The following is a 20,763-nucleotide window of genomic DNA, read 5'->3' as shown; positions in this document are numbered from 1 at the left end:
CCGCCGTGCCCGCGGACGGGGCGGCCCGCCTGGTGCGGATCGCCCCGCCGGGACGCGAACGATCGGCCGGTGATCAGCCGGGGACCAGCGGATGATCAGTGGTAGGCGTGCTCGGGGGCCGGGAACACGCCGCCGACGACCTCCTCGGCGTAGGCGCGGGCCGCGTCGCCGAGCACCGTCCGCAGGTCGGCGTACTTCTTGACGAACTTGGCGGTGCGCGGCGTCAGCCCCGCCATGTCCTGCCAGACCAGCACCTGCGCGTCGGTGTGGTCGCCGGCGCCGATGCCGATGGTCGGGATCGACAGCGAGTCGGTGACGCGGGCGGCCAGCTCCTCGGGGACGCACTCCAGCACCACCGAGAACGCGCCCGCCGCCTCCAGCGCCTTGGCGTCGGCCATCAGCTCCTCGCCCGCCTGGCCGCGGCCCTGCACCCGGTAGCCGCCGAAGACGTTCACCGACTGCGGGGTCAGGCCCAGGTGCGCCATCACCGGGATCCCGGCGGCGACCATGGCCTCGACCTGCGGCAGGATGCGGCGGCCGCCCTCCACCTTGACCGCCTGGACGCCGCTCTCCTTCAGGAAGCGGGTGGCTGCGGCCAGCGCCCCCGGCACGTCCGCCTGGTAGGAGCCGAACGGCAGGTCGGCGACCACCATCGCGCGCCTGGAGCCGCGGACGACGGCGGCGGCCAGCGGGACGAGGTCGTCCACGGTCACCGGGATCGTGGAGTCGTACCCGTACACCACCATGGCGGCCGAGTCGCCGACGAGCAGCACCGGGATCCCGGCCTCGTCGAAGACCCGCGCGGTGAGCGCGTCGTAGGCGGTGAGCATGGGCCACTTCTCGTGCCGCTGCTTGGCGGCGGCGATGTCGCGGACGGTGACCCGGCGGTCCCCCTGGCCCCCGTACAGAGCGGTGGGCTGGGCAGCGGACGACGAAGACACGATGTACCTCCAGTCTCGAGGCGCCACGGTGGCGTACCCGGACGGATCCGATGATTCCACCGCCAAAACGATTCGGGTAGCCCCGAGATTCCACCGGAACCGCTATTCCCGGCGGCAGGGGTGACCTGGATTACGAAACGATACGGTTGCGTATCGATCATCTCAGGCGTACGCTCATTACGAAACGCAGACGTATCGCAGACGCATTCCCGCGCCCACGACTTCCCGCGCTAAGGAGCGAGTTGGATCCGCAGTCAGTTCACCGCCGGCGCTGGTACATCCTCGCCGTGCTCACCGTCAGCCTTCTGGTGGTGGTGCTGGACAACACCATCCTCAACGTCGCGTTGAAGACCATCGCCGACCCCGAGGAGGGCCTGGGCGCCACCCAGAGCCAGCTGGAGTGGGCGATCAACTCCTACACGCTGGTGTTCGCCGGCCTGCTGTTCACCTTCGGCGTGCTCGGCGACCGCGCCGGCCGCAAGCGCGTCCTGATCGGCGGCATGGTGATCTTCGGCATCGCCTCGCTGCTGTCGGCCTACGCCCAGACCCCCGACCAGCTCGTCTGGGCCCGCGCCCTGATGGGCCTCGGCGGCGCCGCGGTCATGCCGCAGACCCTGTCCATCATCACCAACGTCTTCGAGCCCCAGGAACGGGCCCGCGCCATCGGCATCTGGGCGGGCGCCGTCGGCCTCGGCGTCGCCATCGGCCCCGTCACCGGCGGCCTCCTGCTGGCCCACTTCTGGTGGGGCTCGGTGTTCTTCGTCAACGTCCCCGTCATCATCGCCGGGATCGCGCTGATCGCCCTGCTGGTCCCCGAGTCGCGCAACCCGCTGCCGGGACGGCTCGACCCGGTCGGCGTGCTGCTGTCCATCGTCGGCCTGGTCGCCCTGTCGTACGGCATCATCCACGGCGGCGACACCGGCGAGTGGCTCACGCCCGGCGCGCTGGCGCCGATCATCGGCGGCGCCGCCGTGCTGGGGCTGTTCGCCTGGCACGAGGCCCGCAGCGACCACCCCGCCTTCGACGTGCGGCTGTTCCGCGACCCGCGGCTGTCGGCGGCGGTCGCCTCGATCGCGCTGTGCTTCTTCGCCGCCGCGGGCGTGTTCTTCTTCGCCAACTTCTACCTGCAGTCGGTGCGCGGCCTGACCCCGCTGCAGTCCGGCCTGATGGTCCTGCCGTTCGCCGCCGCGCAGCTGATGTTCTCGCCGCGCAGCGCCGCCATGGTGCGCCGCTTCGGCGCCAAGGCGGTGTGCACGGTCGGCCTGCTGCTGGTGACCGCCGCCCTGGTCGGCTACCAGTTCGTCGACGAGCACAGCCCGCTGTGGGTCGTCGGGGTGGTGTTCTTCCTGCAGGGCGCGGGCATGGCCAACGTCATGCCGCCCGCGACCGAGTCGGTCATGTCGGCGCTGCCCCGGGAGAAGGCGGGCGCCGGATCGGCCCTCAACAACACCGCCCGGCAGGTCGCCGTCGCGCTCGGCGTGGCGGTGCTCGGCTCGGTGGTCGCCTCCGTCTACCGCGGCGACCTGGCCGACCGGCTGGCCGCGCTGCCGGCGGGCGCCCGCGAGGCGGCCGGGCAGTCCATCGAGGGCGCCCACGCGGTCGCGGCGCGGCTCGGCCCCGCCGGGGAGGGCCTGATCGACCCGGCGAACGCCGCGTTCATGCACGGCATGCACACCGCGTCGATCGCGGCGGCGGCGGTCGCCTTCCTCGCCTCCATGGTGGTGCTGCGCTGGATGCCCGGACGCGCCCAGGACGCCGGCGAGGCCGTCCCCGCCGAGACGTCCGGGACGCCCGGGCGGCGCGAGACCGCCAAGGTATGAGTAATGCCGGGGTATGAGTAACGTGGCCGACGATGACCGAGACGACGCAGCATCCCACCCCCGCTGAGCCCGGCGCCGGTGCCCCTGGCACCGGCGCCTCCGGGCCCGGTGACCCCGCCGCGCGCGACGGCGTCCGCGCGCCCGGGCGGCCGCGCAGCGAACGCGCCGAGAAGGCGATCATCAACGCCACCCTCGACCTGCTGGCCGAGGAGTCCGGCGTGGCCGGGCTCTCCATCGAGGCGGTCGCCGCGCGCGCCGGCGTCGGCAAGACCACCATCTACCGCCGCTGGGCCAACAAGGAGGCGCTGATCGTGCAGGCGCTGGCCACCATGAAGGGCCCGCTGCCCGAGCCGTCCGGCGCCTCGGTCCGCGAGGACCTGCTGGCGCTGGCCCGCGTGCTGCGCTCCGAGCGCAGCCGCAAGCGGATCCGGTGCTTCTGGAACGTGGTCGGCGCCGCCGAGAAGCATCCCGAGCTGTACGCCCGCTACCGGCAGGACGTCATCGAACCGCGCCGCCAGGTGATCCGGGACGTGCTGCGGCGCGGCGTGCGCACCGGCGAGCTGCGGCCCGACGTGGACGTGGAGGCCGCCGTCACCATGCTGACCGGGGCGCTGGCCGGGCGGTTCCCCATGGAGACGCTGCCCGACGACTTCCCCGAGACGGTGGTCGACACGCTGCTGCGCGGCATCGCCGCCGGCGCGTCCTGACGTGTCCCGGCACAGGCGCACGCGGGCGCGCCGTGACCGCGCCCGCGTCCGTTTTCGACGCGGTAAGCGTGATCTTCTCCCCTCCGTCCCGTCCGATGCTCCATACTGGCGCTGGGGAGTGGTAGGCGGACGGCTGTCTGGAGCGCGTCAGGTGAGATCGGTGATGGCACCGCAAGGCGATGCGACGGCCGCCGACACGGCGTCGCGCACCCTGGTCCTCGGGGTGGACGCCGCGCGGCGCGTCGTGCAGTGCGGGCCCAACGCCGCGTCCGTCCTCGGCCACGCTCCGGCCGAGGTCATCGGGCGGTCGGCCGCCGAACTGGTGGTCGACGAGGCCAAGGCCGACCTGGAGATCCTGCTGGAGGGGCTGGCCACCGGCCACGAACGCAGCAAGGCGCTGACGATGCGGCGCGCCGACGGCACCACCACCGACGCGGTGGTGACCGCCCAGCCGCTGGTCGGCGGCGACTCGCCGGGCGTCCCGGCCGGGCTGCTGTTCGTGCGGGTGGCGCTGCCGCCCAGCGAGCGCTACCAGGACCCGGCGCTGATGCGCCGCGCGCTGATGGACGACCCGCTGGCCCGGTTCGGCGCGTCCCTCGACCTCGACCAGGCCGCCCGCGGGCTGGTCGACGTGATCGTCCCGCACTACTGCACCACCGCCTCGGTGCTGGTGCTGGAGAGCCTGGTCGCCGCCGACGAGGTGCACGAGGAGACCGGCGCGGCCGTGCTGCGCCGCATCGCCGTCACCTCCGACGACGAGAACCCGATGTGGACGGCGACCTTCCCGGTCGGTGAGGTCCTGGTGTATCCGGAGGGCACCCCGTACCGGGAGGTCCTGCAGACCATGCGGCCGGTGCACCTGCCGCTGGTGGACGCCGAGATCGCCGGCGACATCGCGCGGCGCTGGCGGCGCGGCCCGGCGGGCGACCTGCTCACCGGCGTGTCGATGGTGCTGCTGCCGCTGGTGGCCCACGACACCCTGCTGGGCTTCATCGCCTGCACCCGCGTCCCCGGGTTCCGCCGCTTCGACGCCTACGACGTCGAGATCGGCATGGAGTTCGCCTCCCGCGCCGCCATCGTCATCGACAACGCGCGCCGCTACAGCCGCGAGCGCGCCACCGCGCTGGCGCTGCAGCGCTCGCTGCTGCCCAACCGGCTGTCGGCGCCCTCGTCGGTCGAGGTGCGCCACCGCTACCTGCCCGGCAGCAAGCTCGTCGAGGTCGGCGGCGACTGGTACGAGTCGATCGCGCTGCCCGGGGCGCGGGTCGCGCTGATCGTCGGGGACGTGGCCGGGCACGGCGTGCGGGCCGCCGTCACCATGGGACGGCTGCGCACCGCCCTGCACACGCTGGCCAACCTGGAACTGCCGCCCGCCGACGCGCTGCACGTCATGCACGAGCTGATGATCGAGCTCGGCGAGCAGGAGCCGCACTTCGCCACCTGCGTGTACGCGGTGTACGACGCCACCACCGGCACGATCGAGATCGCCTCGGCCGGGCACCTGCCGCCGCTGCTGGCCCGCCCCGACGGCAGCGGCGAGTACCTCAAGGTGCCGCCCGCCCCGCCGCTCGGGGTGTCCGGCGGCGCCACCATCGAGAGCCGCGAGTTCACCGTCGAGGACGGCAGCGTCTTCGTCATCTACACCGACGGCCTGGTGGAGAACCGCGGCACCGACATCGACGACGGCCTGGCCCGGCTGCGCGGCGTGTTCGGCCCCGGCACCGTGGAGCGTCCCATGGAGGACCTCGCCAAGGCGACGCTGGCGGGCGTGTACGCCGACCACCACCGCGACGACATCGCCGTGCTGATCGCCCGGCTGCGGCGCCTGCCGCAGGAGCGGTACGCCTCCTGGACCCTGCCGCACGACCCGGCCGCCGTGCGCCGCGCCCGCGGCCTGGTGCGCCGCCGGCTCGCGGACTGGGACCTGGACGAGCTGTCCTACACCACCGAGCTGCTGGCGTCCGAGCTGATCACCAACGCGCTGCGGTACGCCCGCAGCGGTGGCCCGATCGAGCTGCGGCTGCTGCTGGAGCGCACCCTGGTGCTGGAGGTGATGGACCGGTCCGCCGCGCTGCCGCGCCTGCGGCACGCCGCCGACGACGACGAGAACGGACGCGGCCTGCTGGTCGTCAGCCAGCTCGCGCACCGCTGGGGCTCCCGCCGCACCGCCGCGGGCAAGGTCGTGTGGTGCGAGCAGATCGTCCCCGGCGTCGACCCGGACCCGTCCGAGACCGTCGACACCTGGCCCGGCGAGAACCACCACAAGGAGTGAACCCAGGGGGCGACCCCCTGGAACCCCCGGGGGGTTACTGGCCGGAGGGTTCGCGCCAGCGGTTGGTGATGGGCAGGCGGCGGTCCCGGCCGAAGTTCTTCGGGGTGATCTTGGGGCCGGGCGGGTACTGGCGCCGCTTGTACTCGGCCAGGTCCACCAGCCGGATCACCCGTTCCACCAGCTCGGGGTCGTGGCCCGCGGCGACCAGGGCGTCGCGGCCGAGGTCGTGCTCCACGTAGTCGACCAGCAGCGGGTCCAGGATGTCGTAGGGCGGCAGCGAGTCGATGTCGCGCTGGCCGGGGCGCAGCTCGGCCGACGGCTCCTTGAGGATGATCTCCTCGGGGATCGGCTCGGCGTCCAGCGCCCGCCAGAACGGCGAGCCCTGGCCGACGCGGGTGTTGCGCCAGCGCGCCAGCTCCCACACCATCGTCTTGGTGACGTCCTTGATCGGGCCGAAGCCGCCCGCGGAGTCGCCGTACAGGGTGGAGTAGCCGGTGGCCAGCTCGCTCTTGTTGCCGCCGGTCAGCACCAGGTGGCCGGACTCGTTGGACAGCCCCATCCACACGTTGGCGCGGATGCGGGCCTGCAGGTTCTCGGCGGCCAGCCCGTGCAGGTCCAGCTCGGCCTCGAACGCGTCGACCATGCCGCGGATCGGCACGATCCGCGAGTTCAGGCCCTGCCGCTTGACCAGCTCCTCGGCGTCGCTGACCGAGTGCTCGGAGGAGTAGCGGCTGGGCAGCAGCACCACGTGCACGTTGTCCGCGCCGATCGCGTCGGCGGCGATCGTGGCGACCAGGGCCGAGTCGATGCCGCCGGACAGCCCGAGGATCACCGAGCGGAAGCCGTTCTTGCGGACGTAGTCGCGCGTGCCGAGCACCAGCGCCGCGTACACCTCGCCCAGGTCGTCCAGCGGCTCGGCGCACTCCGGCGGGGCCGCCTCGTAGGCGGGCAGGGGCGTCCCGGACAGGATCCGCCGCTCGACGGTGATGGTGGTGCCGTCGCCGGCGTCCACCGGCCGGCTGCCGGCGCCCACGGACGGGTCGGCCTCGGGCAGGTCCAGGTCGGTCACCAGCAGGTGCTCGGCGAACTGCGGGGCGCGCGCCAGCAGGCCGCCGTCGGCGCCGACGATCACCGAGTCGCCGTCGAACACCAGCTCGTCCTGGCCGCCGACCATGTTGACGTACGCCAGGCAGCAGCCCGCCTCCCGGGCGCGCCGGGCGCACAGGTCGAGCCGCACGTCGTCCTTGCTGCGCTCGTAGGGGGAGGCGTTGACGACCAGCAGCAGGCCCGCGCGGGCGGCGCGGGTGACGCCGACCGGGCCGCCGTCCTGCCACAGGTCCTCGCAGATGACGGTGGCGACGTCCACCCCGTGCAGGCGGACGACCGGCAGCCGGTCGCCGCGCGCGAAGTAGCGGTACTCGTCGAAGACGCCGTAGTTGGGCAGGTGGTGCTTGGCCGAGCGGGTCAGCACGCCGCCCTCGTGCAGCCACGCCACGGCGTTGTACGACGAAGGCAGGGGCTGCCCGGCGCGCACGGGGGCGTCCGTACGGTCCAGGTAGCCGGTGACGACGGGCAGGTGGCCGAGGCCCTCGTCGGCGAGCCGGCGGGCGGTGCGGCCGAGCGCGCGCCGCGACGCGTCCACGAACGACTGGCGCAGCGCCAGATCCTCGACCGGATAGCCGGTGAGCATCATCTCGGGGAAGACCACCACGTGCGCGCCCGCCTCGGCGGCGCGCCGCGTCCACTCGACGATCAGGTCGGCGTTGCCGTCCAGGTCGCCGACCGTCGGGTTCACCTGTGCGAGCGCTATCCGAAGCTGTGCCACGTCCACAGGGTAAGCCGGGGAGGGATCGCGGCACGAGCCCCAGTTTCGTCATTGTGACGAAAAGAACGCTCAGTCCCGGGCGGCGCGGCGCCGGATCGCGGGGGCGAGGGCGAGCTGGGCGGCCGCCGCGCCCACGGCCAGGGCCGCGCACACCGGCCACAGGACGTGCGCGCCGTACCCGAGCAGCTGCGTCCCGCCGAGGGGGGCCAGCAGGAACCCGCCCGACCACGCCACGCCCCACACCGCGTTGTAGCGCCCGCGCAGGTGAACGGGGGCCAGGTTGGACACGACGGCCTGCAGCACCGCCGCGGCGACGACCTCGCCGAGGGACCCGACCGCGACGGCTCCGGCGTACGCCCAGACGCCGGTGGCCAGGGCGGTCAGCAGATTGCCCGCGCCGAGCAGCAGGAATCCGCCGACCAGCACCCGGCTGTGGTCGCGGCGGCTCAGCCACGCGCCCACCAGCGGCTGCACCGTGACGATCACGACGCCGTTGACCGCGATGACCAGCCCGTACGCCTCCGGCCCGAGCCCGTGCTCCCGCATCGCCAGCGGCATCGTGGTCATGTACTGCATCAGCACGAACGTGTAGACCAGGCAGATCAGGACGAACGCCGTCATGACCCGGTCGCGCAGCACGTCGGCGAACCCGCCGGGCTCGTGGCCGCCGGCGCCGTCCGGGCGCGTCTCCGGCACCGCCCGCCACACCAGCAGCCCGAACACCGCGCAGGTCAGGGCGTCGATCCAGAACAGCCAGTGGTAGCCGGCGTGGGCCAGCGCGCCGCCGGCCACCATCGCCGCCGAGAACCCCAGGTTGGTCGCCCAGAACAGCAGCCCGAACGCGCGCGGCCGGTCGGCGGGCGCGATCAGGTCGGCGACGATCGCCGCGGACGCGGGCCGCCACATGTCCAGCGCCATCCCGGTGACCAGCGCGGCCGCGGTGATCGCGGGCATGCCCTGCGCGTGGCCCAGCGCCAGCAGCCCGGCCCCGGCGGCCAGCGTGGCCAGGGTGAGGGTGGCGCGGCGTCCGATCCGGTCGGCCAGCGCGCCGCCCGCGAGCTGCCCGGCCACCGTGCCGAGCCCGAGCACCGCCAGCACCACGCCCGCCTGCCGCAGCGACAGGTCGCGCGCCGTGGTCAGGTAAAGGCCGAGGTAGGGCTCGACCATGGTGCCGAGGCGGTTGAGGAGCGTCCCGGTCCACAGCACCCAGAACGGGCGCGGCATGCCGCCCAGACGGGGCCGCAGGAACGCGGCCACACGGCCGGAGGCGGGGGCGGGTACAGGCGAGGTCGGCTGGTCCACTGCTGTCACACGACGATGGTCCGGACCGGCGACGCCCGCCGGTACTGATTTAGGGTGGGCTAAATGATCGAGTTCGTGTTCGGGCCCGACGACGTGGCCCGGGTGCGGTTCGCGTTCTCACCGCTGTGGGAGCTCGTGCGCAGCGTCCGCGTCCTGGCCGACCCGTCCGCGCACGCCCTGCACCTGCCCTGGATGCGCGCCGTGCGTCCGCGCCTGCGCGAACTCGACCTGATGCCGCTGCGCGCGCTGGTGCCGCGGCACGGCTACATCCCCGACTTCCTGACCCCGCCGCCCGAGTCGCCCCTGCCCGACTTCGGCACCGAACTGGAGACCGTCCGCTCCACGCCGCCCGACGTCGTCGCCAAGGAGCTGTGCTGGGTGGAACGCGGCGGTGTCCTGGGGCCCGAGCGCCTGGCCATGGCCGCCGCCCCGGAACGCACCCTCGAAACCCTCACCGACCTGCTCGACCGTTACTGGAAGGCCGCGATCGAGCCGTACTGGGACGCGATCCGCGACCTGCTGGAGGCTGACGTGCTGCGCCGTACGCGCGCCCAGGCGGCCCACGGCGCGGAAGGGCTGTTCGCGGGGCTGCACGACGCCGTCCGCTGGCGGGCGGGCACGCTCGCCATCGACCGGGACTGGGAGTTCCGGGGCGCCCTGGGCGGACGGGGGCTGCTCCTCGTGCCGAGCGTGTTCGTGTGGCCCTGGGTGTCGGTGATGGTCCCGCCCTACCAGCCGATGCTGGGCTATCCCGTGTCGGGCGTGGGAACGCTGTGGGAGACCGCCCCGGCCGCACCACCCGACGCCCTGGCCGCGCTCATCGGCCGCCGCCGCGCGCAACTGCTGACGGCCCTGGCGTCCCCGGCGTCGACGACCGAACTGTCACGCCGCCTGGGTGTCACCCCCGGAGCGGTGAGCCAGCACCTCGGCGTGCTGCGCGCCTGCGGCCTGGTCGCCGGCCACCGGGTGGGACGCCGCGTCCTCTACACCCGCACCCCGTCCGGCGACGCGCTGGCACAGACCGCCACGGCGCAGAGCACGAACGGTTAGGGACGCAGGTGCGACAGAGTGTCCAGGCGGGGCGGACGCCGCCCCGACGCGGTCGCCACCGCGTCGGCGGAGGCGTTGTAGCGGCCCGACTCGGTGAGCCAGTCCACGTGCGCGCGGGGGGTGCCCAGCAGTACCCGCGCGATCTGCGAGGCCGTCTGGCGCTGTTCAGGGGACAGTTCCAGGCGATCCATCGTGGCGGGCAGCACGCGCACCGCCTCCTGCACCTCGTCCAGCCGCTCGACGATGCGGTCGAGCACCAGCCTGGCGCCCTCGCGCGGCCGGCACCCGTGCGTCTGGCACATCACGGCGACCAGGTTGTGCGCGTCCTGGCGGGCGTCCTCCATGGTGAACGAGGCGATGTCGTTCGACCAGGCGACGACGTCGGCGACGCCCTCAGAGAGGATCACCCACTGCGGCGAGGTGGTCAGCCGGTCCGCCAGCACCACGCCCAGCACCGGCTCGACCAGGTCGTACAGGAACGGCGCGGCGGCCCGGCGGCGCAGCCCCGCGTACTCGCGCGGGGCCGGCACCCGGCCGGTGCGGCGGTTGACCGCCTCCTGGGCGCAGCCGGTGCGGTGCGCCTCCATGTGCAGCATGAACCGGCGCCGCCACTCGCGGTCCATCCGGGTGGCGGTGACGTCCCACAGCTCGACCAGCGTGGTCTCCAGGGGACGGGCCCCGGGACGGGCGTGCCCGAGCCGCATGGCGCGCAGCAGATCCTCGTACAGCTCGTGCACGGCGGTGGCGCTGCCCGCCAGCGGCTCCTGGTCGAGCGTGTCGTCCAGCGCGAACGCCCACGTCAGCCAGCGTGCGAACAGGTCGACCCGGTCGAGGTCGGCGGTGGGGAACACGCGGGCGGCCAGCCGTTCGAAGCGGCCGCGGCCCAGTGGCGAGCCGTCCGGGTCGCCCAGGATCAGCCCGCGTCCGCGCGCCCAGCCGTCCACCCGTTCGCCCAGCGGCCAGGCGTCCGGGTGCATGGCCGACGGGGTGGCCAGCACGGCCACCCGGTCGGTCAGCGAGAGCAGGAGTGATGCGTCCACGACGGGTCCCACGCTATTGATCAGCGGTTATTGCGGGCCATGATCGCAACGTCAAATCTCCGGAAAAGCGGATGAGCGGCGGCCACCGGAGCCCCAAAACGGGGCCTTGGGGGCGTTCGGACCTCCGCGCCCCGGGGCGGGATCCGCCGACGAGGCACCCGCGCGGATCCGGCATGGCATATTTCTCCCGCGTGCGGTCCCTCGCGTACGCGGAAGACGCGCGGGAGACGTGCGCGGGAGAAAAGTGAACAGCGGGAGGAAGAGTGTCCGGAGCATCCCCTCGGCGTCCGGTTCTCGGCGCGGTGCTGGCCGCGCTGGCGCTGGCCGCCGCGGCGTGCGGCGGCGACGGCGCCACCGTGCAGGGTGTGAAGCTGGTCGGGAAGGGGCGTCTCACCTCGTGCGCGCACCTGCCCCATCCGCCCTTCCAGACGGAGCGGGGCGGCAGGGTGGTCGGGTTCGACGTCGAGATGCTCGACCTGGTGGCCAGGCGGCTCGGCGTGACCCAGCGCGTCGTCGAGGTCCCGTTCGCGACGATGACGAACGGCGAGGCGCTCGAGGCCCGCAGGTGCGACGTCGTCATGGGCGCCATAGCCATCACCCCCGAGCGCACCGCCAGCATGGACGCCTCCAAGCCCTACTTCGACGCCACCCTGGCGCTGGTGGCCAGGAAGGGCGGCGGGATCGGCTCGCTGGAGGAGGTCGCGTCGGGCGGCCTCAGGCTCGGCGCGCAGTCGTCCACCGCCGGCGAACAGTACGTCAAGGACAGGGACTTCGACCCCCGGTCGTACGACGACCCGCAGGCCGCGCTGAACGGCCTGCGCGCCGGGAAGGTCGACGCGGTCGTGCTGGACTACCCGGTCGCCCGGAACCTGCTGCGGCCCCCGGCCGGCTCCGGCATGGAGATCGTCGCCACCCCCCGCACCGGCGAGCGGTACGGCTTCTGGGTCCGCAAGAACCGCAACCGCGCGCTGGTCCGGCTGATCGACCAGGTGATCGACCAGGCCAGGGCGGACGGCACCTACGAGCGGATGTACCGCAAGTGGATCGGCCCCGTGCCGAAGACGGGCGGCGACGACCGGTCCGGCGGCGCCTCCAGGTGACCTCCGGCGCCGTTGTGACGGGTGCTCGGGTCATGTGGCACAGTGGAGCGAACAGGGCATATGCGGGGCATATGCGCGGTTTGCTCCCGGGACGGCTCCGCGGATCGTCCCGTAACGTCGTCGAAACAGCGGCGAGGCATACTGCAGAGTCCCGGACCTGTCGGCACCAGTGCAAACGCCCGTTAAAGCAACCCCGGGCGCGGGCATGGACCGGGCAGTCGGGCAAGCTCATGAGGGAGTAAGGCTTTGGACCGTCAGCAGGAGTTCGTGCTCCGCACCCTGGAGGAGCGCGACATCCGATTCATCCGGCTGTGGTTCACCGACGTGCTCGGGTTCCTGAAGTCCGTCGCGGTCGCCCCCGCCGAGCTGGAAGGCGCCTTCGACGAGGGCATCGGCTTCGACGGGTCGGCCGTGGAGGGCTTCGCCCGGGTCTACGAGGCCGACATGATCGCCAAGCCGGACCCGTCCACCTTCCAGGTCCTGCCCTGGCGCAGCGAGTCGCCCGGCGTGGCCCGCATGTTCTGCGACATCCTCATGCCGGACGGCACCCCCAGCTTCGCCGACCCGCGCTACGTGCTCAAGCGCGCGCTGGCCCGGGCCGCCGATCTCGGCTTCACCTTCTACACCCACCCCGAGATCGAGTTCTTCCTGCTGCGCGACCGGCCCGACGACGGCCGCGAGCCCGACCCGGTGGACGCCGGGGGCTACTTCGACCACACCCCGCACAGCGCCGCGCACGACTTCCGGCGCAACGCGATCATGATGCTGGAGGCCATGGGCATCTCGGTGGAGTTCAGCCACCACGAGAACGCCCCCGGCCAGCAGGAGATCGACCTGCGCTACGCCGACGCGCTCACCACCGCCGACAACATCATGACGTTCCGGCTGGTGATGAAGGAGGTCGCGCTGGAGCAGGGGGTGTACGCCACGTTCATGCCCAAGCCGTTCACCGACCACCCCGGCTCGGGCATGCACACCCACATGTCGCTGTTCGAGGGCGACCGCAACGCCTTCTACGAGCCGGGCGCCGAGTTCCAGCTGTCCAAGGTGGGCCGCGCGTTCATCGCGGGCGTGCTGCGGCACTCCGCCGAGATCACCGCCGTGTGCAACCAGTGGGTCAACTCCTACAAGCGGCTGTGGGGCGGCGTCGGCTCCACCGCGGGCGCCGGCGGCGAGGCCCCGCCGTACATCTGCTGGGGCCACAACAACCGCTCGGCGCTGGTGCGGGTGCCGATGTACAAGCCGCACAAGGGCCACTCCACCCGCATCGAGTTCCGCTCGCTGGACTCGGCCTGCAACCCCTACCTGGCGTTCGCGGCCATCCTCGGCGCCGGGCTGAAGGGCATCGAGCAGGGCTACGAGCTGCCGCCGGGCGCCGAGGACGACGTGTGGGCGCTCACCCCGGCCGAGCGGCGCGCCATGGGCATCCGCCCGCTGCCGCAGAGCCTGGACGAGGCCATCCACGCGATGGAGCGCAGCGAGCTGATGGCCGACGTGCTCGGCGAGCACACCTTCGACTTCTTCCTGCGCAACAAGCGCCAGGAGTGGGAGGACTACCGCCGCCAGGTCACCGAGTACGAACGCCGCCGCCTGATCGCCATTCTCTGAGCGCCCTTTTCCGGCCGCGTCCCGGAGACGGAATCGAGATGTCCGGGTGGGCGCTTGGGGAGTGCCGTGGGGCGCATTCGGTTTAACGTGAGTTCGTGAGCGTGCCGTGGACACCCGACCGCCGTCCCTCTCTGCCGGGGCGGCTGGCGAGGCTCGGATTCAACGAAGCGGGACGGGCCGAACGGCTGCTGCGTGAGGCCGAGGACGCCGGCGTCCCGCTCGGCGACGACCTGCTGGACGGCCTGGGCGCCACGGCCGACCCGGACCTCGCTCTCGACGGCCTGCTGCGGCTGCTGACCGCCGCGTCCGGCGACCGCGAGCTGCGCGCGGCGCTGGAGCACGAGCGGCCCGTCCGCGAACGGCTGCTGGCGGTGCTGGGGGTCAGCGCCGCGTTCGCCGACCACCTCGGCCGCCACCCCGGGCACTGGCGGGCGCTCCGGGACGATGGATCGATCCAAACGGATCCGCGGACCGCCCTGCTCGACGCCGTGGGCGCCGATCCGCACGCCGCCGAGCCGGTCGCCCGCGACGCCTCCCCCGAGACGCTGGTGGCGCTGCGCGTGGCCTACCGGCGGCGGCTGCTGTGCCTGGCGGGCCGCGACCTGACCGGCGCCGCCGACGTCGCCGAGGTCGCCGCCGAGCTGGCCGACCTGGCCGCCGCGGCGCTGCAGGCGGGCCTGGCCGTGGCGCGCGCCGAGGTGCCCGAGCACACCGCCTGCCGGCTGGCCGTGATCGGCATGGGCAAGTGCGGCGGCCGCGAGCTCAACTACGTCAGCGACGTCGACGTGATCTTCGTGGCGGAGCCGCGCGACGGCCACCCCGAGGACGCCGCCCTGCGCGCCGCCACCCGCCTGGCCTCGGCCATGATGCGGGCCTGCTCGGCGCACACCGTCGAGGGCGCGCTGTGGGAGGTGGACGCGGCGCTGCGTCCCGAGGGCAAGGCGGGGCCGCTGGTGCGCTCGCCCGCCAGCCACCGCGCCTACTACGAGCGCTGGGCCAAGACCTGGGAGTTCCAGGCGCTGCTCAAGGCCCGTCCCGTCGCCGGGGACCCCGACCTCGGCGCCCGCTACCTCGACATGATCAACCCGCTGGTGTGGAAGGCAGCGGCGGGGGAGGGGTTCGTCGAGGACGTGCAGTCGATGCGCCGCCGCGTCGAGGCCCACCTCAACCGCCGCGACCCCGCCGCCGACCGCGAGCTGAAGCTCGGCCCCGGCGGGCTGCGCGACGTGGAGTTCGCGGTGCAGCTGCTGCAGCTCGTGCACGGCCGCGCCGACGAGACGCTGCGCGGCCGCGGCACCCTGGAGGCGCTGACCGCGCTGTCGCAGGGCGGGTACGTGGGCCGCGACGACGCCGCCGCGCTCGCCGCCGCCTACCGGTTCCTGCGCCGCGTCGAGCACCTCGTCCAGCTGCACCGGCTGCGCCGCACCCACGTGGTCCCCGAGGACCCGGCCGACCTGCGCCGCCTCGGCCGCGCCCTCGGCCTGCGCACCGATCCGGTCGGCGAGTTCACCGCGCTGTGGCGGCGCCACGCCCGCGAGGTGCGCCGCCTGCACGAGAAGCTGTTCTACCGGCCGCTGCTGCGCGCCGTGGCCCGCCTCCCCGGGCCCGAGGCCCGCCTCACCCCCGAGGCCGCCCGCACCCGCCTGGAGGCGCTCGGCTACGCCGACCCGGCGGGCGCGCTGCGGCACATCGAGGCGCTGACGGCCGGGGTGTCGCGGCGCGCCGCCATCCAGCGCACGCTGCTGCCGGTCATGCTCGGCTGGTTCGCCGACGCCCCCGACCCCGACGCGGGCCTGCTCGGCTTCCGCCGCGTCAGCGACGCCCTCGGCACCACCCCCTGGTACCTGCGGCTGCTGCGCGACGAGGTGACCGTCGCCGAGCGCATGGCGTGGGTGCTCGGCTCCAGCCGGTACGCCACCGACCTGCTGCTGCGCGCCCCCGAGGCGGTGACCATGCTGGTCGGCGACGCCGAGCTGGCGCCGCGCCCGTACGCGGCGCTGCGCGCCGAGGCGCTGGCCGCCGTGCGCCGCCACGCCGACCCCGAGTCGGCCACCGGGCCCGGCGCCGGGGCCGGCGCGGCGCTGCCCGCCGAGGAGGCCGTCGCCGTCGTGCGCGGGCTGCGCCGCCGCGAGCTGTTCCGCGTGGCCGTCGCCGACCTGCTCGACCTGGCCGACGTGCGCGCCGTCGGGGAGGCGCTGTCCGACATCGCCACCGTCACCGTCGAGGCCGCGCTGCAGGCCGCCGTCAACAAGATCGAGATGGAGCGGCGGGGGCCGCTGCCCACCCGGATCGCCGTGGTGGCGATGGGCCGCTTCGGCGGGCACGAGCTCGGCTACGGCAGCGACGCCGACGTGATGTTCGTCCACGATCCGCCGCCCGGCGCCGACGAACGCGACGCGCACTCGGCCGCGCACGCCGTCGCCGAGGAGATGCGCCGCCTGCTGGCGCTGCCCGCCCCCGACCCGCCGCTGGAGATCGACCCCGACCTGCGCCCCGAGGGCCGCCAGGGGCCGCTGGTGCGCACGCTGGCCTCCTACGCGGCCTACTACGCCCGCTGGTCGGAGCCGTGGGAGAGCCAGGCCCTGCTGCGCGCCCACGCCACCATCGGGGACCGGGGGCTGTGCGAACGCTTCCACGCCGTCGTCGACCCGGTGCGCTGGCCCGAGGGCGGCATCGGCGACGACGCCGTCCGGCAGATCCGGCGGCTGAAGGCCCGCATGGAGTCCGAGCGGCTGCCGCGCGGCGTGGAACGGCGCCTGCACATCAAGCTCGGCCCCGGCGGGCTGTCGGACGTCGAGTGGGTCGCCCAGCTGCTGCAGCTGCGCCACGCCCACGACGTGCCCGCGCTGCGCACCACCCGCACCCTCGCGACCCTGGAGGCGGCCGCCGCCGAGAACCTGCTCGCCCCCGCCGACGCCGAGGTGCTGGCGGACGCCTGGCAGCTCGCCACCCGCCTGCGCAATGCGATCATGCTGGTGCGCGGCCGCGCCTCCGACGTGCTGCCGACCGACCACCACCACGAGCGCAGCGCCGTCAGCCGCATGCTCGGCTACCCCGGCACCGGCGACCTGCTGGAGGACTACCGCCGCCACGCCCGCCGCGCCCGCGCCGTCGTGGAAAGGGTCTTCTACGGCGCGGACTGACCGGCGCCCCGGGGGTCCCCCCGCGAAATACGTCGGCTAAGGGGTTGAGGACTGGCTGGTGGTGCGGGCGGGGACGAGGACGGCGAAGGCCCGGAAGGCCCCGTGGCCGAGGGCGAAGCCGCAGGCCAGTGCGACCGCGCCGCCGACGGCGTCCAGCAGGTAGTGGTTCGCGGTCCCCATGATCACGAAGATGGTGACGGTCGGGTACAGCGCGGCCACCGGCACCGTCCAGGGACGCCGCCGCCCGGCCACGCCGATCACCGTGACCGCGCACCACAGCGCCCACGCCGTGTGCATCGACGGCATCGCCGCGTACTGGTTGGACATCGACGCCATCGGCGAGGAGCCGTAGATGCCCCACGTCCCGAAGCTGATCACCGTGTCGGTGAAGCCGGGCAGCATGCGCGGCGGCGCCAGCGGATACAGCCAGAAGCCGACCAGCCCCACCATCGTCGTGGCGAACAGGACCGTGCGGTAGGTCGCGTACCGGTCCGGGTGCCGCGCGTACAGCCACACCAGCACGCCGATCGTCACGGCGAAGTGCATCGTGGCGTAGAAGTAGTTCGCCGGGATCGCCAGCCAGGCGTGGTAGACGAACAGCCGGTTCAGCGTGTACTCGATGTCGAGGTTCAGGTCGTACTCGAGGCTGAGGATCTCCTGCGCCCGGTGCGCGGCGGTGGCGTGGTCGGTCGGCACCAGATTGCGGACCATCGAGTAGCAGCCGTAGCAGATCGCGATCAGCAGCAGCTCCGGCCACAGCCGGGGACGACGCGCCCGGCGTCGCGCGACGGCGCCGTCCGGGGAGGACTGCCCCGGCGCGTCGTCCGTCGTGGGCATGAGCCCCAGAATCCCAGAGGCCCGATCACCGCGCACGTGCGGACTTGCCGGAATGGAGGGGCGTGTCGCCCGTATCCCCGGTGTCCGGGTTCGTACCGCAGGTGTCGCCGGCCGTCCGCCGTCCGGGCGCGGACCGTCCGCGCCGCCTCGCCTTCGCATGAAGTTGTGCCTCCGCCCGCCGCTCGGCCACCGCGGTCTCCACGGTCTCCGCCCGCCGCGTCCGCTCCGGTCGCGTGCGGCGGTACAGCAGCCAGGACGCGTACAGGGCGGCCGCGGTCAACGCGATGCCCGCCACCGCGTCCAGCACGTAGTGGTTGGCGGTGGCCAGGATGACGGCCACCGTCGTGGCCGGATAGACGACGCCGAGCGCCCGCACCCATCGGCGGGCCGCCAGCCGTACCAGCACGAACCCGCACCACAGCGCCCATCCCGCGTGCATCGACGGCATGGCCGCATACTGGTTGGTCAGCGTGCCGGACGCGTCGCTGGCGTACAGCCCCATCGAGTGCAGGGCCGTCACCGGGTCCACGAACCCCTCGTGCTCCAGGAACCGCGGCGGGGCCAGCGGGTACAGCCAGAACCCCAGCAGCGCCGCGCCCGTGGCCGTCATGATGCCCGTGCGCAGCCACCGGTAGTGGGCGGAGTGCCGCCGGTACACCCAGACGACGACGCCCAGTGTCACCGCGAAGTGGGCGGTGGCGTAGAAGACGTTGGCGGCGCGCGCCAGCCAGGGGACCTCCAGCAGCATCCGGTTGAGGCCCAGCTCGACGTCGATGCCCAGGGACCGCTCGAACGCCAGGATCTGGTCGGCGTGGGTGAACGCCGGCCCCGTGCCGTCCTGAACCAGGATCAGCCTCGTGAGCGTATATGCCGTGTAGAACAGCACGATCAGCGCCAGCTCGCGCCACACCGACGGCGCGAGCGACCCCACGGCCCCCGCCCGGGGCCGCGCCGTGACGCGGCCGGGGGGTGCGAACCGGCTGGGGGTGGCCGTGGGGGCGGTTTGGGCCATGCCGCCTATCCTTGCCGCGGGTCCATCATTTGAGATCACCGGGACGAATGGTCTTCTTCTCAGACTTGAGTAGTACGTCCCTGACGGGGCTTCGGACCTTTGGGGGGAGGGTGCGCGGAGTTCCCCGGATGAATCTCAGGGGTGTCCCTGATGAACGGGCGCGATCGTCCCCCGCGTCCGGGGCGGGGGATGCTAGGCGGAGTCGCTCTCCCCGGACGTCCCGGGCAGCACCTGCTCCACGGTCATCGGCTCCTTGAGCGCGTTGCCGACCGTGCAGTAGCTCTTGTGCACCCTGCGGGCCACGGCCTCGAACACCTCGGCGGCCTTCTCGTCGCCCTCGGGCAGCTCCACCTCGTAGCTGATGGTGATCGTGCCCAGCCTGCTGGTGGCGACCTTGTCGGCGTGGACGGTGGCGGCCAGCCGCGCCAGCCGGTGCCCGCGCTTGGCGGTAAGCGGCTCCACGGTGACCAGCTCGCAGCCGCCCAGCGCGGCCAGCAGCAGCTCGACGGGCGTGAACGCGCCCGGCGTCTCCCCGGAACCGTCGACCGCGACCCGCGCCCCGCGGTCGTTGACCGCCTCGAAACCGTCGTCGGTGCGCTGGACCCTCACCGTGGCCATCTGATCCCCTTTGATCGTCGTGTCGCCAGGGCGGCCGCCGGGCCGCCCGTCGGCGGAACATGGTCAGCGACTCGAATGTTCCCCCGACACCGGACTTACGCGACCTTCAGGGTCCAGTCGTCCGCGCCGTACTTTGCGATGATCCCGGCGGACTGGTGTTGCAGCAGCTTGGTGCCGTTGTTGGGGGCGAGCGGATTGGCCACCTTGATTCTCGTCACACCGGCGGCGGCGTAGACGGCGGGGGTCCCGGACGGGGTGTGGAGGGTCTGCGTGGCGCCGCCGTTGAACTGGCAGCCGTCGAAAAGGATCTCGCCCGCCGACCCGCGGATGAACACCTGGCCCCTGTCGGCGGGGCTCCGGCCGGTCGCGGCGGGATTGACGGCGTTGTTGAAGAACCAGCAGTCGCGGAACACCATGCCCTTGCCGCCGGTGATCAGGACGGCGGCGCCCTGGCAGGCGGTGGAGGCGTTGCGGCCCGTGCAGTCGAACAGCGTGCCGGTGAACACCAGGTTCCCGTACGACCCGTCGACGCGGACCCCGGTGGCGACCTCGGGGGTGAGGTAGAGCGGGCCGACCTGCGTGCGGGACATGTGCGGGAACCAGATGTAGAACATCGACGCTGTCAAATCGTGCGCCGACATGAACGACTTGCCCTCGACGAAGTAGTAGTTGTCGGACCCGGCGAGCTTGAGCTGGGTGTCGGTGCCGTTGTTGATGTAGGCCCGCTCGATGCCGCACCGCACGTGCCGGGCGTGCATCACGGTCCTGAACCCCACCCAGGCCAGGCCGCGGAAGTCGGCGTCCTGGACGACCGGGCCGCCGGCGAAGTCGGTGACCGGTGTCTGGAAGTGCACGCCGCCGGACGCGGCGCGGAACTGCACGCCGGTGACGAACATGTTCTTCACGCCCCCGGCGGGCACCGAGAACAGCGCGCGGCCGCCGACGGTCGCGACGCACTGCGGCCCCGTGGAGGCGAACTCGCGCTCGATGGTGCCGAGGGAGCCGACGAGCCGGAAGCCGTCGTAGTACGGGTAGGGGCCGCCGTCGAACGTGTGCGTCCGGTTGGCCAGAACGATCGCCGGCGGCCTGGTCTGCGCGGCCGCGTACGCCATGGCGGCCTTGAGCCTGGCGTCGTCGCCCGCGCCGCCGAAGCCGTCCAGGGGCACGCCGTACACCTGCACGGCGGGGACTGCGGCCATCGCTCGCCTCCCAAGCTCGGGCCCGGACGCCGCCGGCGCGCCGGGACGGCTCGAACGGCCGCCGGTACCGGCCGGGGCGGGCGCGCTGGTCGCCCGTCGCCGGACGTGGTGCCCGGTACGTCCCGCCGCGGCCTCGTGCGTCCGGCCGGTGACGGATTCAGGGTAGGCCGGGCGGTCACTCCCCGTCGCCGCCCGAAGACGCCTGGCTCTCAGGGGCCAGGGAGCTGTCACCCGGTGAGCGACGAGGCCGCGGTCAGCACCGTGGTCGCGCACAGTGCCGCCGCCGCGG

Annotated in this window: 15 protein-coding genes; 7 read left to right on the top strand and 8 right to left on the bottom strand. The window is 73.4% G+C overall.

Annotated features, from left to right (window positions below; genetic code table 11):
- Positions 1-95: 95 nt before the first annotated feature.
- Positions 96-941 carry a 3-methyl-2-oxobutanoate hydroxymethyltransferase gene (gene panB / locus ABZ801_RS07425; protein ID WP_360694057.1) on the bottom strand — a complete coding sequence of 282 codons (846 nt, stop codon included), beginning with the start codon at positions 939-941 and terminating at the stop codon, positions 96-98.
- 242 nt (positions 942-1,183) lie between these two features.
- Here panB and ABZ801_RS07420 point away from each other — a divergent pair, with 242 nt between their 5' ends.
- The 3 genes from ABZ801_RS07420 to ABZ801_RS07410 all read left to right on the top strand — a co-directional run bounded on the left by ABZ801_RS07420 (position 1,184) and on the right by ABZ801_RS07410 (position 5,740).
- Positions 1,184-2,761, top strand: a complete 1,578-nt coding sequence (locus tag ABZ801_RS07420) for an MFS transporter (RefSeq protein ID WP_360694054.1) — start codon at positions 1,184-1,186, stop codon at positions 2,759-2,761.
- Positions 2,762-2,793: 32 nt separating this feature from the next.
- A complete protein-coding gene (locus ABZ801_RS07415) occupies positions 2,794-3,468 on the top strand; it encodes a TetR/AcrR family transcriptional regulator (RefSeq protein ID WP_360694051.1) in 675 nt (224 codons plus the stop codon).
- Positions 3,469-3,631: 163 nt separating this feature from the next.
- Positions 3,632-5,740: a SpoIIE family protein phosphatase gene (locus ABZ801_RS07410; protein WP_344956979.1), complete on the top strand. Its 2,109-nt coding sequence runs from the start codon at positions 3,632-3,634 to the stop codon at positions 5,738-5,740.
- A gap of 34 nt (positions 5,741-5,774) precedes the next feature.
- On the opposite strand, the gene ABZ801_RS07405 is transcribed toward ABZ801_RS07410, so the two are convergent.
- Together ABZ801_RS07405 and ABZ801_RS07400 are read right to left on the bottom strand one after the other, a co-directional pair.
- On the bottom strand, positions 5,775-7,565 hold the full coding sequence (locus tag ABZ801_RS07405) for an NAD+ synthase (protein ID WP_360694048.1): 1,791 nt from the start codon (positions 7,563-7,565) through the stop codon (positions 5,775-5,777).
- Positions 7,566-7,634: 69 nt separating this feature from the next.
- Positions 7,635-8,876 carry an MFS transporter gene (locus tag ABZ801_RS07400; RefSeq protein ID WP_360694045.1) on the bottom strand — a complete coding sequence of 414 codons (1,242 nt, stop codon included), beginning with the start codon at positions 8,874-8,876 and terminating at the stop codon, positions 7,635-7,637.
- Positions 8,877-8,930: 54 nt separating this feature from the next.
- On the opposite strand from ABZ801_RS07400, the gene ABZ801_RS07395 reads away from it, so the two are divergent.
- Entirely contained in the window at positions 8,931-9,917 is a 987-nt protein-coding gene (locus ABZ801_RS07395) for a DUF5937 family protein (protein WP_360694042.1), read from the top strand.
- Here the strand turns inward: ABZ801_RS07395 and ABZ801_RS07390 are convergent.
- Positions 9,914-10,957 (bottom strand): hypothetical protein, encoded by a 1,044-nt coding sequence (locus ABZ801_RS07390; protein WP_360694039.1) that lies wholly within the window; start codon positions 10,955-10,957, stop codon positions 9,914-9,916. The two genes, ABZ801_RS07395 and ABZ801_RS07390, sit on opposite strands and share 4 nt — an antisense overlap.
- Positions 10,958-11,220: 263 nt before the next feature.
- Here ABZ801_RS07390 and ABZ801_RS07385 point away from each other — a divergent pair, with 263 nt between their 5' ends.
- From ABZ801_RS07385 to ABZ801_RS07375, 3 genes are all read left to right on the top strand, one after another.
- Positions 11,221-12,057: an ABC transporter substrate-binding protein gene (locus tag ABZ801_RS07385; protein WP_360694036.1), complete on the top strand. Its 837-nt coding sequence runs from the start codon at positions 11,221-11,223 to the stop codon at positions 12,055-12,057.
- 246 nt (positions 12,058-12,303) lie between these two features.
- Positions 12,304-13,665, top strand: a complete 1,362-nt coding sequence (gene glnA / locus ABZ801_RS07380; protein WP_344956903.1) for a type I glutamate--ammonia ligase — start codon at positions 12,304-12,306, stop codon at positions 13,663-13,665.
- A gap of 95 nt (positions 13,666-13,760) precedes the next feature.
- Positions 13,761-16,808 (top strand): bifunctional [glutamine synthetase] adenylyltransferase/[glutamine synthetase]-adenylyl-L-tyrosine phosphorylase, encoded by a 3,048-nt coding sequence (locus tag ABZ801_RS07375; RefSeq protein ID WP_360694032.1) that lies wholly within the window; start codon positions 13,761-13,763, stop codon positions 16,806-16,808.
- 36 nt (positions 16,809-16,844) lie between these two features.
- Here ABZ801_RS07375 and ABZ801_RS07370 read toward each other — a convergent pair whose 3' ends face one another.
- From ABZ801_RS07370 to ABZ801_RS07355, 4 genes are all read right to left on the bottom strand, one after another.
- Positions 16,845-17,645, bottom strand: a complete 801-nt coding sequence (locus ABZ801_RS07370; RefSeq protein WP_360694029.1) for a phosphatase PAP2 family protein — start codon at positions 17,643-17,645, stop codon at positions 16,845-16,847.
- A 25-nt stretch (positions 17,646-17,670) separates the two neighbouring features.
- Positions 17,671-18,657, bottom strand: coding sequence for a phosphatase PAP2 family protein (locus ABZ801_RS07365; protein ID WP_360694026.1), 987 nt, complete (start codon positions 18,655-18,657; stop codon positions 17,671-17,673).
- Between the two features lie 192 nt (positions 18,658-18,849).
- Positions 18,850-19,275 carry an OsmC family protein gene (locus tag ABZ801_RS07360; protein WP_360694023.1) on the bottom strand — a complete coding sequence of 142 codons (426 nt, stop codon included), beginning with the start codon at positions 19,273-19,275 and terminating at the stop codon, positions 18,850-18,852.
- A 95-nt stretch (positions 19,276-19,370) separates the two neighbouring features.
- Positions 19,371-20,474, bottom strand: a complete 1,104-nt coding sequence (locus tag ABZ801_RS07355) for a hypothetical protein (protein WP_360694020.1) — start codon at positions 20,472-20,474, stop codon at positions 19,371-19,373.
- Positions 20,475-20,763: the final 289 nt, after the last annotated feature.

Origin of the sequence: Actinomadura sp. NPDC047616 (assembly GCF_040642915.1) — a bacterium.
GTDB classification, from domain to species: Bacteria; Actinomycetota; Actinomycetes; order Streptosporangiales; family Streptosporangiaceae; genus Spirillospora; species Spirillospora miaoliensis.
This window is presented reverse-complemented; position numbering and strand designations above follow the sequence as displayed.

What these genes read in the sequence shown, in the direction of transcription:
- ABZ801_RS07415 (WP_360694051.1), top strand. Translation starts at nt 2,794, where the DNA reads ATGACCGAGACGACGCAGCATCCCACCCCCGCTGAGCCCGGCGCCGGT.
- ABZ801_RS07365 (WP_360694026.1), bottom strand. Translation starts at nt 18,657, where the DNA reads ATGGCCCAAACCGCCCCCACGGCCACCCCCAGCCGGTTCGCACCCCCC.
- ABZ801_RS07395 (WP_360694042.1), top strand. Translation starts at nt 8,931, where the DNA reads ATGATCGAGTTCGTGTTCGGGCCCGACGACGTGGCCCGGGTGCGGTTC.
- ABZ801_RS07370 (WP_360694029.1), bottom strand. Translation starts at nt 17,645, where the DNA reads ATGCCCACGACGGACGACGCGCCGGGGCAGTCCTCCCCGGACGGCGCC.
- ABZ801_RS07410 (WP_344956979.1), top strand. Translation starts at nt 3,632, where the DNA reads ATGGCACCGCAAGGCGATGCGACGGCCGCCGACACGGCGTCGCGCACC.
- ABZ801_RS07360 (WP_360694023.1), bottom strand. Translation starts at nt 19,275, where the DNA reads ATGGCCACGGTGAGGGTCCAGCGCACCGACGACGGTTTCGAGGCGGTC.
- ABZ801_RS07355 (WP_360694020.1), bottom strand. Translation starts at nt 20,474, where the DNA reads ATGGCCGCAGTCCCCGCCGTGCAGGTGTACGGCGTGCCCCTGGACGGC.